General features: G+C 58.5%; 8 protein-coding genes and 2 riboswitches. Of the genes, 1 reads left to right on the top strand and 7 read right to left on the bottom strand.

Translation table 11 applies throughout. The annotated features are described in order from the left end of the window. Positions 1-5: 5 nt before the first annotated feature. The 6 genes from C1722_RS11015 to C1722_RS11045 all read right to left on the bottom strand — a co-directional run bounded on the left by C1722_RS11015 (position 6) and on the right by C1722_RS11045 (position 11470). Positions 6-5489 (bottom strand): DUF4430 domain-containing protein, encoded by a 5484-nt coding sequence (locus tag C1722_RS11015; protein ID WP_102379276.1) that lies wholly within the window; start codon positions 5487-5489, stop codon positions 6-8. A 29-nt stretch (positions 5490-5518) separates the two neighbouring features. Next, a riboswitch (adenosylcobalamin-variant (AdoCbl-variant) riboswitch) is annotated at positions 5519-5648 on the bottom strand. Positions 5649-6137: 489 nt separating this feature from the next. Beyond that, the gene (locus C1722_RS11025; protein WP_102379278.1) at positions 6138-7103 is read right to left on the bottom strand and encodes an acyl-CoA dehydratase activase; all 966 of its coding nucleotides are present in this window, start codon (positions 7101-7103) and stop codon (positions 6138-6140) included. Beyond that, positions 7100-8560: a 2-hydroxyacyl-CoA dehydratase gene (locus tag C1722_RS11030; protein ID WP_244902532.1), complete on the bottom strand. Its 1461-nt coding sequence runs from the start codon at positions 8558-8560 to the stop codon at positions 7100-7102. Before C1722_RS11030 ends, C1722_RS11025 begins: the two co-directional genes overlap by 4 nt. Continuing rightward, positions 8553-9764, bottom strand: a complete 1212-nt coding sequence (locus tag C1722_RS11035) for an acyl-CoA dehydratase activase-related protein (protein WP_244902533.1) — start codon at positions 9762-9764, stop codon at positions 8553-8555. The genes C1722_RS11030 and C1722_RS11035 overlap by 8 nt, the downstream gene beginning before the upstream one ends. Positions 9765-9929: 165 nt before the next feature. Beyond that, a complete protein-coding gene (locus tag C1722_RS11040; RefSeq protein ID WP_102379280.1) occupies positions 9930-10565 on the bottom strand; it encodes a helix-turn-helix transcriptional regulator in 636 nt (211 codons plus the stop codon). A gap of 74 nt (positions 10566-10639) precedes the next feature. Further along, positions 10640-11470, bottom strand: coding sequence for a hypothetical protein (locus C1722_RS11045; protein WP_102379281.1), 831 nt, complete (start codon positions 11468-11470; stop codon positions 10640-10642). Positions 11471-11704: 234 nt separating this feature from the next. Between C1722_RS11045 and C1722_RS11050 the strand changes: the two genes are divergently transcribed. Then, positions 11705-13252: an FAD-dependent oxidoreductase gene (locus C1722_RS11050; protein ID WP_102379282.1), complete on the top strand. Its 1548-nt coding sequence runs from the start codon at positions 11705-11707 to the stop codon at positions 13250-13252. A 110-nt stretch (positions 13253-13362) separates the two neighbouring features. Here the strand turns inward: C1722_RS11050 and C1722_RS17445 are convergent, their stop codons facing one another. After that, positions 13363-19155, bottom strand: coding sequence for an InlB B-repeat-containing protein (locus C1722_RS17445; protein ID WP_102379283.1), 5793 nt, complete (start codon positions 19153-19155; stop codon positions 13363-13365). 121 nt (positions 19156-19276) lie between these two features. Further along, positions 19277-19360, bottom strand: a riboswitch (cyclic di-GMP riboswitch). Between the last annotated feature and the right edge of the window lie 238 nt (positions 19361-19598).

Genomic DNA, 19598 nt, shown 5'->3' on the forward strand with positions numbered 1-19598 from the left:
GATGACTACCGCAGCATCTGCCTGCGGCGGGGCCATAGCGAGTAGACGAGGACGCCGCCGAGAGCCGCAAGCCCCACGGCAACGCCTACGACAGCCAACCAGTTCAGTCCGCTGTCGGGGAAGGTCGCCTCATCGGCCCGCCCATCCGTCCCGCCTTCTACCGTCGTCGTACCGTCCGTCGGGTTCCTCTCCGAAGCGGACCCGACAGGCTTCTCCTTGTCCGCAGGTTCCCCAGAAAAAGACGATCCGAACGGTAGCGCCGCCCCAGCCTCGAGCAAGGCGTTGAAACCGATCGCACCGCTTTCGTTGCCCGAACCGCCCTGGTTATCGCCGGAGCCGTTTGGAGAGGTCGGCTCTGCGGGGTCGGTCGGCTTCGGATCGCCCGGATCGCCCGAAGTCGACCTCAACGCGAAAAGCGTCCCCGAATCGTTCGTGTAGTACAGCGTTCCGTCGGGACCGCATACGATCGAAGAAATGCAGTAATCCTGGCTGCCCTCATCGGGAACGAAGAATTCGCGGCACGTTTCATCGCCGACCTTGTACAGATACACGCCGCCGGGCTTGCGATTACTCGTGAAGTACACGTACGTGCCGCCATCGCGCACCGAGACGAGCGGTGCGCACTGCACCGACGGATCCGTTGAACCCGAGGTTGCCGTCAATCCCGATACGGTCGAGAGAACCGACCATTCATCCAAGCCGATAACCGAAAGCGAACCGGTTCCATCATCGGCCAGCCCGCCGACAAACAGCATGCCGTTGCCGATCGTCGGCGTCGATGTGCTGCTCTGCGCAAACCGCAGGCCCTCGCCCGTTTGAACCAACTGCACCGCAAAATCCTCGCCGACAGAACGTGCGGAAGCGCCCGCGTCTCTGAGGGCAAGGCGGTAGAGAACGCCGCCCTTCGACACGGCGTATATCGTATCCCCGTCGACGATCAGCGAAGATCGGATGCCGGCCGCATCGACGTGAACCGAGGACACCCGCTGTTTCAGATCCGCCGTGTAAGCCGTCACGTTGCCGGCATCGTCGGGCACGATAAAGTAATCGCCCACCTTGACGCCGCCCGTCCAGTAATATCCCGCCGACTCGTTCACCGCTTTGCCGATTCGGTCGCCCGTATACAGATCGTAGCAGTACAGCGTGCCTTTGGTCGCTCGATCATCCCCCGAGGAAAGCTCGTCGACCGTTGATGCGTACACGCACCCGTCGGCTATCGTCAGCGTAGATACCGACTGGGAACCCTGCGTGGGAACCGTCGCCCACATCGTGTTGCGCGTAGCGGCAGAAAGCGCTTGCAGGTACCCGCCGGAAAGCGGTATCACGATGATGCCGTCGGCATAGGCAGGGCGACAGGTCGCATCCATGGTGGTTGCAAGCTCGACGGTATCGACCGCATTGTTCGTTGCGGGGTCGATAACCGATAAGCGCGCCTTGCTCCAGCGGGCCTTTCCCGTGTTCGGATCGATGGTCTTCGACCCCGATACGATGTAGAGCATACCGCCGATGATGAGAGGATCGGAGGCGAACGCCTCGGCACCCGCCCTGCGCTCCGCTTCGGTCAAGAGCGAATGCGATTTTGATTCCACGACCCCAACCGGCGTCTCGACGTTTTCGACAAGCGCGCCCGAACCACCGTTGGCGTGTCCCGACCACGCCGATTCGAGATCGGGATGCGCTGCATTCGGATCTGCATCGACGGCATCGGGATCGGCTTCGTACGAACCGGTACTGTCGAGATAGCGAAGCTCGACGAGGTCGCCGTCGCGCACCTCGTAGGCCCGCGTGCCGACATCCGCATACACGCCGTTGATGAAGAACGCCCAATAGCTGTTCTTCACGCTTCCTTGGCGCACCGTCGTGAGCGTCCGGCCTTCGGGCGTGGTAATGCTATACGGGTTGAGCCCGCTTCCCGTCGTATAGTCGAAACCGTTTTCGTCGAGCAGCCGGGCAAAGCAATCCCAAGCAGTTATGTTCTGGCCCTTTTCGACGGTAACCCTGCTGCGAGGTACCCACGTTTCCGACAGGTACGATCCGTCGGCATCGTGCCCTGTCGCCCCGGTTATGGAAGCGGAAACGTTCAGCGTATCCTTGTCGCCCGCAGGATCATCCTGCCCGCTCGCACCAAGAACGGTGAACGTATGCGATACCGGCTGCCGATACAAACTCGCGAGCTTCGCCTTGAGTTCATCGGAAACAGAGGGATCGTCCTTGTAGAGTTCGTAGTATTTACCGTATTCCTCGCTCGTCAGCACACTCGTGACGGTAACTTCGGTATTGTACGCAGGCTGCGAAACAAGCAGGTTCTCATGGGAAACGGTCGATGCGTCCGACGAGCGGAAGCATCGCCACATCTGCGAGTCGTACCAGCCGTCAAGCTCGTCGGGTACGATGCCGTGATCGGCGGTATCGGCACGATCGCGTACCCAAACCAGATCGCCCGTCGCTTCGTCGCGGTAAACCTCTAGGAACGATTCCATGTTCTTCGCTATGGAGCCGATGCTCGTGTTCTCGCCTTTGATCCCATCCGCATACGATGCTTTCACGTCTTCCATAAGCACGATCTCGGCGTCGACATCGGCAAGGTCGAGCGCCCTTACCGTCAAATCGATCGCGATAGACGCCTTAACGGTAGTTTTATCTTTGCGGGCAAGCGTAACCGTAAGCGTTACGTCGCGATCTTGCCCGTCAATCGGGCGGTAAATGTATGCCCGGTAGCCGTTTACCTTGACAACGTTCTCATCCGAGCTCGCCACCGATACCGACAGCTCATGCGCCTCGACAAACAGATCGCGTGGAATCGGCAGCTGGACATCACCGTCCACCGCCGCAGGGTCGATCGGTTCGCCGGTGGCGAAATCGGTGAGCTTGCCGATGGTGTAGCTCTTCTCGAGCAACATCTTGAGGTCGTTCGAGGTAAGGCTGCTGACATCGATGAACTTTTTGACGATGCAATCAAACGATTTCTCGGACGTAATGAGCGAGCCGTCGGCATCGGCGAACGCAGGCGCAAAAACCGCCGTGATGGTTACAGGAGCATCCTCGGCGAGCTTTTTGCGCTCCAGCTGATTCACCAACGCATAGGGATCGTCGGTGATCTCAACGAGCGATTCCTTCGATGATTCCCAGGCAACGTTTGCCCAACCCGCCGATGTCGGCAGATCCTGCGTGAACTTCGTCACCTCATCGAGTCCCGTATCGACCTTGTTCAGGTAATCCGCCAGCTCAACTTGAGGCTGGATATCGTGCGCGATGGCATCGCGCACACGCGCACGATCCCAGCCGATCTTCACCACGCCATTGCCTCCGGGGACAAACGCGATCGAGTCACCGTTTTTCGACAGAGAGAACGACACGACCGCGCTGCCGTAGCGCTGATCGCCTTTCCCTACCGAAGACGGGTCGGCATAGTACCACCCGGTTATGACGCCATCGGCTGCAACGATATTCTCGTCGCTAGTCGAGGCAAGCGAAACGGATACGCCCTCGAAGCCCAGATCGGCGATCTTCTTCTCGATCATAACCGCAAGGCTGGTATCCTCATCGGAGTTAGGCACGGGAACGTATCCGATGAGTGCGTTCGCCACAGCTTCGAGCGAATCGGGCGCATGGATCGCAAACGTCCGCTCAACGGCGTTGCCCTCGCCTATCCCCGCCGCCGTCAGGCGAACGTAGCTGTCCGCCGCATCTTCGGGAACCGCGTAGCTCGCACCGGCTGCACCAGCGATAGGCGCGAAGGGGCCGTCCTCGGATGAGGAGCTCTCCCACGTATAGGTGAGATTATCGGCGACGGCGCGGCCATCCTCGTCGAGCACCGTTGCCGCAACCGCATCGCCTGCAACAACGTAATCGATCGCCTTGCCGTTAGCCGCAAGATCGATCGATGCAAGCTGCGGAATCGCCTTGATGGGGCCGAACGCGCTTGACGCTTTGACCCAACTTTCGATATTGGCGTCAGCTCGCACGCGAATGTACTTGCCGGCATAGGCTTCATCGACCGTATACGAATCCAACCCGCGACCCGACGCCCCGGGAATGTCTGACCACGTCGCTCCGTATCCATCCGAATCGGCATACTGCCACGTGAATACTGCATCATCTTTGCCGATGGCGATTTTCGAAACGTTTTCGGCATTGCGCCCGTAAGCTTGGGCCGTCAACGTCGTGCCAGCATATGCACCGATCGTATCGGTGAGCCTTACCTCGTCGATAAGCCATGAACCCCGAGGAGCGACGGCATAGCCAGTTGTTTTCTGCTTCGAAGTCGAGCCGGTTGCCGCCGTTACACGAAGAAAGTATCCCACCAGGTCTTCAGTGAGTTCGAGCGTCGCATCCGTCGCCCCGTCGATAACTTCGAACGGGCCTGTTTTCGAGGTTGATTTTTCCCAAGTATAGATCGGTTCTGCCGTACTCGGATAGACGCGCGCTTCAAGAGTCGAGCCTCCCATAAGGTATTGGACGCCGCCGTTCGTAAAATCTACCGAAGCGACCTTCACCGTACCTGCAACCTGCGCCAGGTAATAGGCGCTTGTTGGACCGGTGAGCGTCGTCTTGTCGTCGCTCACTTGGACGAGCAAGTACTCTCCATCATGCGCTTTTGCAAAATCCGAATCGATGGTGAGGCTCTGGGACGTCGCCCCGTCGATGGGTGCGTAGTCGGCAAGCTTGACGCTTTTCGTCGCACCCGAATACCACTGATAGGTAAACGCAGCGTCCACGCAGTACTCATCGTAGTCGTAGTGATTCGCCCAGAGAGTGGTTCCCGCCTGCACATCGCCTTTCGCCTGATCCGACTCATAGCCCCATCCGCTGCCCTTGCTTTTTTCGATCCAGATGCACCCATCGGAATCCAGCGCAGACGCCGCCCGCACATGCATAGCATTCGCATCCGACGCGCTTGCTTCAACGTCAGGAGTCGCCGAAGGCGCTAAAGGTGCTGAAGGTGCCACGCTATCGTCGGATCTTCCGCCTGCCAACCCCTCTTCGCTGTCGAGACCCGCCCGATTATCGGAATCGGGCGCAAAGCCTGCGTTTTCCTCGGCATCCGCCCGGCTGGCACCCGCTTGGCTGGCATCCGATTGGCTGGCACCCGCCTGGCTCGCGCCCGCCCCTAAATCGGCGGAGGAGCCTTGTCCGCTCGCATCGCCAGAGACGTCGCCCCCCGAACCGCTTTCCGAGGTCGAAGGACCCCCCGATGAAGCTCCATCTTCGTTTCCGCTTGCGCCCTCGCCGCCATAGTTTGAAGCAGCCGCTGGGTCAGCAGCCGCAAATCCCGAAAGCGCACCATCCGCCGACGCCCTCTCGCCATCTTCGGCCCACGCCGCACTCGGCACGAGCGACAGCGTTAAAACGCAGGTTAAAAACAGGTTGAACATCTTTTTGAACAGGGTTTTTTCTCGCTGCAGCGCCAAAGCGCCGTCAGGCGATCCGCTGACGCTCTGCAAGCTGTCAGCATGCGCGCGGAAGCACGCAGAAATGGGGCCGATCATAGTCGGTACCTCTCTTCCAGGGCTCAATGCGATGGATGGGTATTCCGACTTCGCCTCATCTGAGCGGACCGCACGCCTGCAGTTCATCCGCTCATCAGCGTTTACGGTTACTGGTATAGCGCAGGATTCTCACCCGCATTTCCCCAAGTGCATCCCTCTCGAGGGCACCCGCGCCGCGCCCGGCGCAACCATCAATGCCAATATAATTGTTAGGCGCATGGTACCACGTTTTGCACGAGGGACGGCTCCGCATACCCTCAAAGACCGCTTCCGCAGCCTAAGTCCCGATCGGAACGCCGTCGGACCGGCGAAGACCGAAGCTGGAAGCAATCCGATGTCCGCGAAGGCCCTCCGTGCGACGTTTTTTTATCGCATTCGTTATCGTTCTTGATTGCGACCTGCAGTTTTGCAGGCAGAAACGATGCAGACACGTTGTTTTTTGTCGCACGAAGGCGGTTGGCGGACATCGCATCCGCCCGAAGGCTCGCCCGACAAGCGCGGCAACCTTAGCAGCTGGCGATTGGCGGTTCGCGATTGGCGGCCGGCAGTCAGCAGTCAACGGTTGGCGGCTCGCGGTTGGCGGCTCGCGGTTGGCGGCTCACGGTTGGCAAGCAAAGCGAGGCGCGACCAGCGAGAGCGAACACCGGCTTACCGTGCTGTCTTAACCGCGCCCTTCTCGCAGCGGTTGCCCCAAGCATCGATGATCTCGCCATCGCGGTACACGCAGATGATCTCGCAGTGGTTCGTGCATTTGCCGCACTCGATCTCGCGCGTCTTGAACTCGAATTCGGCCACATCGAAATCGAACGGTTTCGTCGCTGCCGTCGGAGCAGCGTCGGCGGCGAGCAGTGCGGCTCCGAACGCGCCCATGAGGTGGCCGTCCGCATCCACGAGCACCTCCATGCCGAGCGCGTCCTCGAACGCCCGCACCACGCCGGCGTTTTTACTCACACCGCCCTGGAACACCACGGGCGCTGCAACCTTCTTCCCCTTGCCGACGTTGTTGAGGTAGTTCGATGCGACCGCTTTGCACAGCCCCGCAACGATATCCTCGCGCGAGTACCCCATCTGGATCTTGTGCACCAAGTCCGATTCCGCGAACACCGTACAGCGCGCAGCGATGTTGGCCGGGCGCTTCGATGCGAGCGCGATGTCACCGAACTGTTCGACCTCGAGGCCGAGGCGGTGGGCTTGGCTTGAAAGGAAGGCACCCGTTCCCGCAGCGCACAGCGTGTTCATCGCGTAGTCCACCGCGATGCCGCCCTCGACGCAGATGATCTTGGAATCCTGCCCGCCGATCTCGAAGATGGTGCGCACGTCGGGATGGAGGTAGGTCGTGCCCACCGCATGCGTGGTGATCTCGTTTTTCACCACGGCGGCATCGGTCATGGCACCGACGAGCCGCCGGGCGCTGCCCGTGGTCCCCACCGCCTGAACCTGCACCGCCCCATGGTCGATTTGGCTTCCCAGATCCTCGATCACGCGGCGCGCGGCCTGCATGGGATTGCCTTCGGTCCACAGGTACGATCGGGCGACGATCGTTCGATCTTCATCGATGACGACGCCTTTCGTAGAAATCGAGCCGGTATCGATACCGAGATACGCTTCGGTCACAGGAGAACCTTCTTCCTTCGTGCAATCATGTCGTAAAACGCCTCGAGACGCGTATCGAGCCCCGTATCGCTCGTTTGAGAGTCGTAGCTCAAAAACAGCATCGGAACCGAAGCTTCGCGGCTGATGCGCTGCAATACGGGAACGCAGTCGATCTCGGGCGTGCACCCCGACGATTTCAGGTGAACGACGCCGTCGAACCCCTCGTCAACGTAGCGCTTCGCCGCAGCGATGGTCATGCTGGACGTCGGCCCCATGTCGAACTTCACATAGTCGGAAATGCCGGCGCGCAGGTTCTTCTCGTTGTAGCGGAGATTGCGGTTGGTCATGTTGAGCATGCGGTGCAACTCGACCCCCATGGTCAGAAGCTTGCGCTCTACACCGAGGTTGCTCGTCGCATCGGCTGCCGTAAAATACTCTCCGACGATGCCCACCCGCACAGGATCGACGGGTTTCGCGGTCGGCAGCGCCTTCATAGCCTCGAGGCCGTTTCGCTGCGCATCGGCGATATCGCGCTCGGTTACCGCGGCTCGCATTGCGCCATGATAGGCTGAAAGAGCCCGATCGAACGACCCCGCCTCGACCTCGAATCCCGCATTGGCCAGGTAGTAGTCGTTCGCTTCGTCAAGGCATTCGATCATCTTGAATACCGCAAGCATGCCGCGCACACCGTGCGGAACCGACAGGTCGGGGTTGACCTTCTTCTTGCACACGCCGATGTAGTCGGCCAAAGGCTTGCCCGTCAACGTGGCGAAGTTGAGCATCTCGAACTCGTAGCCCATATCGCGCAGGATCGATTCTTGCAACTCGCCGTAGTATCCGAGCCTGCAAGGCCCTGCGAACTGCACGATCACATCGGCGCCCGATTCAAGCGCATCGATGAAATCGCCGAGGATGTGCTTGAAGGGTGCGCAGACGAAATCGTTGCTGTTGAGCGTACCCCGTTCGAGGGTGCGCTTGGTCGGCTCGGGCAGTGAGACGAAATCGGCATCGAGCACCTGTTCGACGAAGTACTTGAACGCGATATCGTAGTAACTGTAGCGGAAGAACGCGACGCGCGTGCGCGCATGGCGATCCTTCTTCTTGCGCTTGCGCGGCTCGACGAGCTTTGGTGGGCGCAGCTTATCGAGCTGCAGCCAGATGCGCGCATTGCGGACGTCGGCGTCGCCGTCGCGCACCGATCCGACGGCATCCTCGCGCGATTCGCGGCGACCGCCAGATGCAAACGAAGCGCCTCCTTGTCGGCCATCGTCCAGGCCGATGCCGCCCTTTTCGCCATCGGCCGCCGAGGAGTCGCCTTCCGTGTCGGCTATAGGGGTGCCTCCCAGGTCGCCTTCCGCGTCGGCCATAAGGACATCGCCTCTCGCATCGCCTTTCGTGCCGCACCCCGTCCCGCCTTCCGTATCGGCTATGCTGGCCGCAAGGTCTGAGGAAGCGCCGCTTTGCTCGTCGTCAGCCATGGAGATACCCTCCCCTCTGCTGATAGCGCAAAATATCGATGAAGCTCTCGATGCGCGTTTCGAGTCCGGCGGTACCGCTTTGCGCATCGACGATAAGCGAAAGGATCGGCTTTCCCTGAATGCAACGGGCTACGGCATCGTTGGTCATGGAGTCGGGTCCGCAGGGAAACGCGCTCACAAGGACGATCCCGTCCACATGGGCATGCAAAAGCGTGACCGATCCCACCAGCTCGCGGTTGACGATCCACGGAAGCGTTTCGGAGAATTCGAAGCTTTCGTGCAGCGCCTTCCCGTGATCGGTTTGATCGGCATACAGAACGCTCGCGCCCATGCTTTCGAGCACATCGACAACGCCGCCGTTCACAAACGGGTCATGGGCAACGTATGGATGGGCGACGAGCAGAATCGCAAGCGGCGCCTCGTGCCGCACCTGCGACGGTCGGGCGGCAACCAGCTGCCCGTCAATCGGCGGCTCCATCGACGGCGCGCCCGACCGCGGAGCCGAAGCGGGCGCTTGCTCAACCGTTCGATCCCGATCGGGTTTTTGGTCTTGCGCATGCTTGCGCTCTTGATCCAACCTCGCCATCAGGCGCTCCTGGGCGCGGGCGGCAACGCGATCGGCGCGCTGCTGAGCGGAAAAGGCAGCCCGATAGGCCCGTTTCGCATCGGCGGCACTCACCCCGAACCGCTGCCCAAGGGCGATAAACGCGCTCTTCTCATCGATTTTCTCTTCGGTTTCGTTGACCAGAAGGGACACGATGCGCAGCTCCCTATCGTAAAACGTGTTCGCCACCAGATCGGGAAGCGACTGGTACTTCGTGCAGAAGCCCTTGCGGTGCCCCTTGTTCGCCAAACTGGGAACGAACACCGCATCGCACGCACCGATGAGGCTTTGCACGTGCCCGAGATAGAGCTTCGAGGCCAGGCAGCACTCGTCGACCGAAATGCGCTCCCCTGCATCGAACGTATCCTTATCGGAGATGTCGCTCACCACCACCTCGCGGCCGAGCTGCTCGAAGAACGTCGTCCACAAAACGCCGTACCGATAGTACAGCAGAGCGCGGGGAATGCCGACGCGCACGATATCGGCGCAATCGGTTCGCGACAGCAGAGCCGCAACCGTAGAAGCGGCAGCCTTACGGGCTGCCTTCGTCGGGACGGCAAGCAGCATTTGGCTATCCGCCGAGGAGTCTGTCTGAGTCATGTTTTCCTCAACGTTTTTCGATCATCGTTTCACTGTTTTAAATTCAGATCAGAATAGACAGTATACGCAAATCGGACACTTCTTCTGAACTTCCCATAGGAAAACCAGCCATTGCAAATGATTGGTCGCTAGCATGGGTTGCACCGAAAGGCAAGCAAACGTCCGCTATTGATAGCCATCGTCCATCGTATCATCGAGCACCAATTTCATAAGCTCATCCTTTGATCGAACGCCTACCTTGGTATAGATGTGATGAATGTGCGTATCGACGGTTCCTTTGGAGATGTAGAGCTCTTCTCTGATGTATGTCCTGCTTCTCCCTTGGATCAATAGCAACAACACGTCCTGCTCTCTCGCTGAAAGCCCGTATCGTTCGCACGCGAGTTTGCACTTGTCTGCCAAAGCGGCAGAATCATCAACTCTCTCAGATTTATTACCGGCCATTCTGTCATCGAACTCGGTGGATAGCGGAGCCTCCACCATGAATCTCCCATCCAAAGATGCAGAGACGATGAACACGAATACCACGAGCGCAGTAATCATTATCGCAGTGTATTCAAGCTGGCCAAAATAGTATTGCGTTATCTGCCACAGAAAAGGACCCGCCATTCCCCCAACAGCTTCGATAGCGAATCCGATGCTCGCAATGACCAGCGACCAATGGGGCAAACGCTGCGCGGTATGGACGAAGAACAGTTTAGCCATCAAATCGAATGCGATGTTCGTCGCCGCCAAACATAGATATGCTGAAAACATCGAATATGTCCCCGGAAAAATACTCAGCGCTATCCCGAGAACCATAACCGGAAGAGCCCATCGATATAGGGTCGGAAGTCCAAACCGACTCGTAGTCCTCAGCGAATACCACGTAATCGCTAAAGCCGAAAAGCGGCTCCTAAAAAGGCTACTATGAGCAGTTCAAATTCCTGAAAGCCCTGGGAGAGAAACGCGTTCCACACAAAAGAGATGATTACGAAAATGCATCCGAGACTGATGAACATCCTCATTACCTGGCTACATTGCCTTTTCGTCCACCCCTCATCGAAGCCCGCACTCCCAGATGCCCCGAAGCCGCTGCCCCTGCTTCCCAGCTTACCGATTCTCTCCCCCTTGCTTTCGCTACGGTCAGCCAACGCCGCAGAGTCAGAAACCTCAGAAGCCAATGCTCGAAAACAAAGAAACGACCCCACGGGCAGCAACGCAATCAGGCAATACAGCAATGCTGGAGAAACCACGAAAACCAGCTTCAATACCACAACTGCAAGAAACGTAACGATTAACATGGGCAGCCAACTGAGAAACGCATACTCGACCTCTTCGACTTCTCGTCGCGATAGCACCTCCGCCCAAGCGACCCACGAAAGGCTCTGTCCGGCGCCCGCCAACACTCTGCTTGCCGCCTCTACGACCGTCGCTTCATCGCCTAAAAGATTTGCTGCGCTCGCAAGCAGCGCACCCATGCAAAGAAGGACGCTACCGATCTTCGCAGCCTTAATTCGAGGAAAGCCTTTGGCTGGTTTTCCATACCACGCAATGACCACCAACGACGTACAGAGAATTGAGCCCAGATAGAGGAAATCCTTCACAGCAACGAACTCTGCCGATGAATCCGACTGGCTCAGAAAAAAGAATAGGAAGCCGCAAGTCCACAGAAATCCGTAACCATAGAAGCTAAAACTCAGTTTTTTTGCATGGATCAGCAGCATTATTTCGTGGACGCCTCCCTCGCGGCCTTCGGAAAACAAAGTTGTACTCGATATTGTACACGCCCGAAAACCAGCACATCACTAACAGCCGCCGCTCTAATCAGCCTAAACCTAAAATCAATGATTTTACCTGATAGCCGTTTTCCCAATCCGATCAATTCCATCGATGCGCACATCCCCCTCGCCCCCATCATCTATCGACATTAGCAGCCAACCGAGGGAATCGGAGGATTCATGAATATCACACGGAGAAAGTTCATCGCTGGAGCAGCTACGGCAGGTGCGGCAATCACGCTGACGGGGATAACAGGCTGCTCAAGCGGTAATGGCGCACAGGCAGACGGTTCGATCACGGAAGAAACATCAGACGAAATTGCCGCCACAGCCACGAAGGAGGCCGACATAGTCATCGTCGGTGCGGGTATGTCTGGACTTACGGCAGCAGTATCAGCATCAGAAGGAAACAGTACCGTTATTCTTTTGGAAGCCAATTCTGTTGTTGGAGGAAACGGGCAAGGGACTGAAGGTATTTTTGCTTGCGGATCGTCCCTACAAAAGGAATTGGGAATAGACTTCTCTTTCGAAGACGTCATCACAAAGGAACTCGAGTTCTTCAACCACAGAACGAATGCCCTCTTCTGGAAAGACATGGTTTCCGCATCTGCCGACAACATCGATTGGCTTATGAAGCAGGGGGTAAAATTCGGAGCGGTCGATAACTATCGAGGCCAAGGGCACCTTGATGGATTTCATTGGTATGCCGATGAAGATCCGTATAACTTCATCACTCCCATGCTGGAATCTGCCGAAAAGCAAGGTGTTGAAATACTTCTCGAAACAAGGGGTCGAAAACTGATCATGGAGGATGGTTCGGTTGCAGGCATATATGCCGAAACAGCTGATGGATCATACATCCAGATCAATTGCAAAGCGGTAATTCTTGCTTCTGGAGGATACGCAGACAACGATGAGCTGCTCGCCGAACTAGGCGTCGACGTAAAGAGCATCGCACGAAAGGGATTCCCTAACCATAACGGAGACGGGCTCGACATGGCGGTTTCAGTCGGAGGAGTCGACACTCGAATGTCGCACTGCATCATGAGAGAGCCGGGCTGCGAAGGCTACGGCTTCGAAACAGCGCTCGGAGCCATGGGGGTTCACAGCGGCGGGCCGTTCATGTTTGTAAATGAAAACGGAAAGCGGTATACCGACGAGAACTGCGCAGCGAAAAACTTTGCTTATGCCGCAAACTGCGTTCTTTCCCAACAGAAATCCTATGCAATCATCAATGAAAAATGCCTTGCTTGGCTCGACGAAAACAGCTCCCCAGGAATAGTTGATGCAGCCGAAGATGCATTATCCATCGGAGCGAAAGCCTACAAAACAAATACGATCGAAGAACTTGCTGACGCCATTGAAGTCGACCCAGAAATACTATCCAGCGAACTCGAAAGATACAACGATCTCTGCGAGAAGGGAAACGATGACGATTTCGCCAAGGATCAATCAATGATGCAAACGATGGATGAAGGACCATACTGGGCATTCAAGCAAGGGCTTTTCTATTTCACGACAATGGGCGGCATACGAACTAATAGACGTTTCGAGGTTGTCGACAAAGACTACAAGCCAATCTCCGGTCTCTGGGCCGTGGGTGCCGATGGATGCGAATTATATAAAGAAACCTATACGGTCATGGTTCCTGCATCAGCAAACGCAAACAACGTCAACTCGGGAAGAACAGCCGCCCAAGAAGCGCTTACTTACTGCAAAACTCTGTAGCAGGCAACGTACTGAAAAGCCTCATAGGAATCACTCGAACTTAATGAACGGCTGGGCCCCCGTCGAAGCGGGGGCCCATTGCCGTCGAGTCCTGCAGAAGCGACCCGTTCTTACTTGATGGCCGTCTCCAACACCGAGAGCACCGAGCCGGAGAGACTCTTCTCGTCGCCGAGTACGTAGGCCCTCTCGACGTCGCCCTTGTTCGGGGCGAGCACCTCGCTCGCGATGAGGTCGACGCCCTCGCCGGCCTCGGGGCAGAGCAGCAGCGGCGAGGCGTTCCTGCCGCCGAGCGACGACGCCACGAGCGCGTCGGTGTACTTGTCGCCGTAGCCGGCGGCTATCGAAACGTTCTTGCAGGTCATACCGTTTTTCAGCGCCCACGCCGCGACGAGGCGCGAGGTCTCGTAGCGGTCGGAGCCCGAGAAGCGCACAGTCTTCGCCACGCCCGAGAGCGCCTTCTCCGTGGCCTTGGAGACGGAGTTCTCCGAACCCATGACGAGCACGGTCTCGAAGCCGCCCGCCTCGATGGCGGCCAGCGCGTCGGCCGAGAGGCNCCCGATACCCAGCGTGAGCTTCGCCTGATCGAGGGTGACGGACTCGACAGGGACAACATCGGGAGTCGCCTTGGTCACGGTGACGAATATGGTTGCCTGGACGCTCGGCAAAGCGGAAGCCTTGGCGGTTATCGTTGCAGTACCTTCGGAAATGCCCGAGATCCTGCCGCCAGCCACTGTGGCTACCGTCTCGTCGGACGTTTCCCAATCGATGCTCTGGAGCGCGCCCGCAGGGGCGATCGTTGCAAGCATGATCTGGCTATCGCCCGTCTCCAGGGAAAGCGTTGCCGGCAATCCCTGAATCGCCAAGGGATCGGGATGCGAGACCGTAATAGTGCAGGTTGCGCTCTTGGTCGAATCTGCAACCGATGTCGCAGTGATGGTCGCTTCGCCAGGGGCGAGCGCGGTTACCGTGCCGGCGCTTACCGTAGCCACGCTCTCGTCGGAACTCTTCCACGTTACCGCCTGGTTGGCTTCCGCGGGCAAAACCGTCGCACTGAGCGTAACGTTAGCGCCGATCTTGACCGTCTTGCTTGTTTCCGAGAGAGCAAGGCCGGCCGGAACGGGGCGCTTGACGGTTACCGTACAGCCACCGGCTACGTTGCCGATCACCGTTTTCGCGGTGATGATAGCCACACCTGCTTTGTGGCCCGTCACGTTGCCCTCGCTATCGACCGAAGCGATAAGCGGTTCAGTCGATTCCCACGTTACCGCCTGATCGGCTTTTTCGGGAGCGACGGTTGCCGCAAGCCTGACGGGCTGAGCCGTTGTGCCGAGGACGATTTCCTGTGTTTTAGGAGTAACCGTGACACCGGTGGCGTCGGGCTTCTTCACCGTGATCTCGCAGACGACTGTGATGGTGGAATCGGCTGCCGACGCAGCGGTTATGGTAGCGGTGCCGACGCCGACGCATGTGACAACACCGTCAGCAACCGTGGCAACCTTTTCGTCGGAGGATTTCCAAGTCACGTTCTTATTGGTCGCATTTGCCGGAGCAACGGTCGCAGCGAGCGCAAGGTCTGCTTCGCCGTCGGAGCCGTCGAGAACGAACGTGTGGTCGGCCTTGTCGAGCGTTATGCCGGTAACGGGCTCTTCAACTACCGAAACGGTGCTGGTTCCCGTAATGCCGCCGTTTTCGGTCGAGGTCGCGGTGATGGTAGCCTTTCCGGCTTTGATGGCCTTAACCACGCCGGTTGAAGCGTCGACGGTAGCGACATCCGTAGCGCTCGAAGACCACGTGACGCCCTGAGATGCCTGGCTCGGCGAAACCGCCGCGCTGAGCGCAACCTCTTCGCCAACCTTCAGCGATTTGGCGTTCGGCGTAACGGCGATCGACTGCGGCACGGGAACCGTCACGGTCATTTCGAACGTGCTGGAAACAGAACTCCGCTCCGCTACCGTAGCGGTGATCGTTGCCGTACCCGCCTTGACGCCGGTCACGACACCCTCGTCCGAAACCGTCGCAACGGCATCATCGGAGCTCGTCCACGTGACGGCGTTGTACTTGTCGAGCAGCGTTTGGCTGCCACTCGCCTTGACCGTTGCAGTAAGCGCCGTTGTCTCGCCTGCATCGACGCTATTCGAGCCGTCGATCTCGACGGAGGTAGGACGGTTCTCCGTCCAACCCGCGTAGATCGAAATCGGACGGGTAACCGGAGTCGTGAATACGTAAGGGGTCGCGCAGGAGGAATCGGAATACCAGCCAGTAAAGGAGTAGCCTGTCTTCGTTTGATCCGAAGGAGCGGTTACTGCCGTACTGTAGTCGACCTGCTCGGTCTGAAGCGGCATACCGCCGATATCCTTGCTGTCGATGAATTTTACTTCAACACCCCAGCGGGCGTACAGCGTCATGTCGCCGACTACTGCGGTTTTCGCGAAATCCCACTTCTCGCCGTCTGTCTTGGCGGTGTACCAGCCCTTGAACGTGTAGCCGGTGCCGCGCGTCGGCGCATCGGCCGGAGCGGTCATCTTATCGCCCTTCGTCACCGTCAGCGGCGTTTTGAGCGAATCAGGAAGGCTGCCGCCAACAGCGTCGAACGCGACGGTCCAGATGCTGAGGTCTTTCCAATGAGCCTTCAGAGCCGTGTTCGCAGTGATCGGCATACTGAAATCGAACGCCGTCTCGGAATCGCCAGCGAACCAGCCGAGGAGCTCGTAACCGGCCTTCTCGACAACCGGAGCAGTGGCCTGCTCACCCGTGCGCACCACCTGGGTGGCAAGAGAAGAGCCAGAAGCGGCCGTGCCGCCGACGGAATCGAACGTCACGCTGAACGCCTGCGTCCACTTGGCGTAGAGCGCGGTATCCGCGCTAACAATCGTCGCGGTGTCATCCTCTGCGAACACGAAAGGAGTCGTGCAAGCAGTATCGGTGAACCAGCCGTCGAACACATAGCCCGCTCGCGTAGGGGCAGCAGGTGCCTCGGCGACGGTTGCGCCTTCGCCAACAGTTGCCGCGTCGGGCAGTCCATCGACGGAATCGTCGCAGTTCTTACTGTAGGTGACCGTTGCCATCCACTTGGCATACAGCGTCGTGTTTTCGACGATGGCCGGAGCCGCACTCACATCGACGTCGGCCGCAAGGTAGAGCTCGGTGCGCCCGACATCCTTGTACCAACCGGCGAATGCGAGGTTTTCCTTGGTCGGAGCCATATAGGCGCCGATGCCTTTGCCCTCCTGCACGGTCTGTGCGGTTACGGCAGAGCCGCCCTGCACGTCGAAGACGACCGCAGCGGTCCACTTCGCATAGACGACCGTGTTGGCGTCCACCACGCTGCCCGAAGTCCACGGGTTGGCGAACGCGCCGTCGTCGGTGAACCATCCGGCGAATGTGAGGTTTTCCTTAGTCGGATCGGCAGGGGCTGTCACTCTGTTCTCGGCGGCGCGGGCGACGGTCGTATTATCGGTGCCGTTGTTGGCAACGAACTCGACCGCTGGATCCCAATGGGCATACAGCGTCGTATTGCCGTCGAACACCTTAACGGAGAGATCGACTTTCTCGCCATCGGTAGCGGCGGTGTACCATCCGGCAAACGACCAGCCGCCGGTCTTCGTAGGATCGGCGGGAGCCGATACCTTCCCGCTGTCATCGGTTGCACCCGCATAGACAGTCGAGCCGCCCTGGGTGTCAAAGGTAATAGTCTTGCCACTCAGCTGCGTCCAGTGGGCGAACAGCATGCGGTTCGCACTGATGGCATTCGAGAAATCCCACGTCGATCCGCCTGAAGCTTCGGTAAACCAACCGTCGAACCGGAATCCAGCACGAGTGGGCTGCTCGGGCGTAGAAGCCGCCTTGCCCTGCAGGATCGATTGATCGACCGGATGGGGTGAACCGCCCTGGGTGTCGAATGACACGGCGGCGAACAGCCTCGCGTATACAGTCCAGCTATTGCCCGTCAGAGGCTCGGCAAAATCCCATGCAACATCTTTGCCGTCAGTTGTTTGATCGTTGCGATACCAATCGGACGTCGACTGGTCGGCATCGAACTTCAGACCCGTCTTGGCTTCGATTGCAGCCTTGTCAGGCTCGTCGAGCGCATAGCCCCGAGAACCCTGCAGCGTATCGATAACGGTTCCATCGGGAGTCTTGAGGGTAACCGTGGTGACCGGCGTCACGTCGATCTCGCACGAAGCGGTGTAGGTCGCTCCCCCGGCTTCGACCGAAGCCGTAACGGTTGCGGTCGTTTTGTTCGAACCGCCCGTCGGGCCCGTGTACTGGCCCAGCGCAGTTACAAGTCCAGTTTCGCTGATGGACGCCATGGGGCTCTGGCTGGCGCTTTCGATTTTCCACGATACGGTCCCCGCGTTCTCAAGACCGACCGCTTCAGCCTTGAGCTGCAGCGTATCGTTCACACCGTCGATTGGCGCAAGCATGGCGATAGTCGTACCGCCCACATTGCCGCCATCCGCATCGGTAAGCGCAAGACCGGAAACGGTGCCGCTCCCGGTAATGCCGCCTGAAATAGAACCTGTATTGTTGATGAGGCCTTCATTGGCGATCGTACCGGCAATCGTCCCCTTGTTGACGAGCTGCCCGTCATAGGCGTTCGTGAACGTCGCATCGGTTTCGGCCGTGATAGTACCGCTGGCCTCGTTGGTCATTGAAGCGTTGTTGACAATGGCGCCTTTGTTGGCAACCGTGCCCACCATATTGACAAACGTGCCGTTGTTGGTAAGCGTGCCGCTATTGTCGATAGCCCCGTTGACAACCGTCTCTACGGTGGCAGAGCTGGCTGGCAGAAGGAGCGAGCCTGCGGTATCGTTGATGAATTCGCCGCCAGCCGCAATAGAAAGCACACCCTGTGTCGGAGAATTTTGCGCAACAGGAGCCAAGGAGAACATCCCCTGGTTCGTAAGCGTGGTGCCGGCCTCCACCGTCACCGGTGCCATAACCGTCACGTAAACGGGATACGTCCCAACGTTTCCATCGTCGCCTTCATATTGAACAGGCGAAGATATCTTGACGTTGTTGCCCATCGGAACAACCAAAGGACCGAGGATGTTCACATCAAGGTAGGTATTGCCGTCCTCATGCGTCGATGTGCCTGCAGCCAACGAGCTGAGGTCGGGGGACCCGTATGCGGTGAGCGTACCGCCCCCGAACTCCTCAGTCGAAGTCAATCCATTGAACGTTCCTTGGCCGCCAACCGTAGCCAGACCGCTATTCGTGTTGATCGGAACGTCGCACGTCAAAATACCGCCCGTTACGCTAACGGTGCCAGCCGTAGCGAACCAACCGCTCGCCGTAAGCGATCCACCTCGCACGTCAAGCGAGCCGCAAGATAGGGCGCTCATACCCGTTGAATAAAGCTGTCCGCCCTGCACGATAAGCGTACCTGCCGGCAACGAAATATCGCCTTCCTCATCCGCGCCAAGCGAGCCGTTCCCGGTCACGACGAGCGTAGCGGCAATCTCGTCAGCAGCCGAAATACCACCATTGCCAGCGCTCAGGCTGCTTGCGCCCGTCAGGGTTAGCGTCGTCGTCGTTGCAGCGGTCAACGTTAACGCCGCTTCGGAAGACTCCGAGGCGTTTATCGTCAGATCCTCGAGCGTCAGGTTCGCATCGGCGTCGCCGACTACGATCCGATCATTCGAAGACGTCCCCGAAATCGTCATCGCCTTGCTCGACAGGATCGTGAGAGCACCATCGGCGTAGGAGTAATCGGTGCCCGCAACAAGGCCGTCGCCCGTCAAGGTCAAATTCCCAACAGGAACGGAATCCTCGGCGCCAAAGGCGATCGAAGGCATCGCGGGCATCAAGCCTACGGCCAAGACAATAGCCAAGATAAGCGACAGCAGCTGGTTCGGTTTCGCCTCCTTCGCCGCAGGAGAGACTTGCTGTGTCTTCGCCATACCCGACTCCTTTCAGACCATCCACCCGTATCCCAAAACGCAAAAACGGCCGATCCCGCGGATTCAGCCGTCAAACGCTTCAGTTCGATATAGGAAGAGAAGCACTATGCGCTTTCCATCGACCTGCAACTGGCTGGCCGCCTTCGCGGGTGGGCCCCTATAGCTTTGCGTCACCGCCTTTTCGACGGTTTTGCTGGTGTAACGCTTATCTAACTATTTAGATCATAGTTAATGCTTGCAAGGATACCCCCCCCCAGTAAATGTCAAGGGTTTTCGGAAATCAGACCGCTAACCGACAGCATCTAAAGCTCTGTGGCGTAAAACATCTCGGAAGGCACGGTGCGCCGGCCATTACGCCGTTCGCAATCCTAGGAACTTGGTCGTCTTGCCGCCGCCCGTCGCATTGGCACCGCCTGGAGCGCCCGGCATCTGACGCCGCTCAT

This window comes from Raoultibacter timonensis, from assembly GCF_900240215.1.
Taxonomy (GTDB): domain Bacteria; phylum Actinomycetota; class Coriobacteriia; order Coriobacteriales; family Eggerthellaceae; genus Raoultibacter; species Raoultibacter timonensis.

What these genes read in the sequence shown, in the direction of transcription:
- C1722_RS11040 (WP_102379280.1), bottom strand. Translation starts at nt 10,565, where the DNA reads ATGGTTCTCGGGATAGCGCTGAGTATTTTTCCGGGGACATATTCGATG.
- C1722_RS11035 (WP_244902533.1), bottom strand. Translation starts at nt 9,764, where the DNA reads ATGACTCAGACAGACTCCTCGGCGGATAGCCAAATGCTGCTTGCCGTC.
- C1722_RS11015 (WP_102379276.1), bottom strand. Translation starts at nt 5,489, where the DNA reads ATGATCGGCCCCATTTCTGCGTGCTTCCGCGCGCATGCTGACAGCTTG.
- C1722_RS11045 (WP_102379281.1), bottom strand. Translation starts at nt 11,470, where the DNA reads ATGCTGCTGATCCATGCAAAAAAACTGAGTTTTAGCTTCTATGGTTAC.
- C1722_RS11030 (WP_244902532.1), bottom strand. Translation starts at nt 8,560, where the DNA reads ATGGCTGACGACGAGCAAAGCGGCGCTTCCTCAGACCTTGCGGCCAGC.
- C1722_RS11050 (WP_102379282.1), top strand. Translation starts at nt 11,705, where the DNA reads ATGAATATCACACGGAGAAAGTTCATCGCTGGAGCAGCTACGGCAGGT.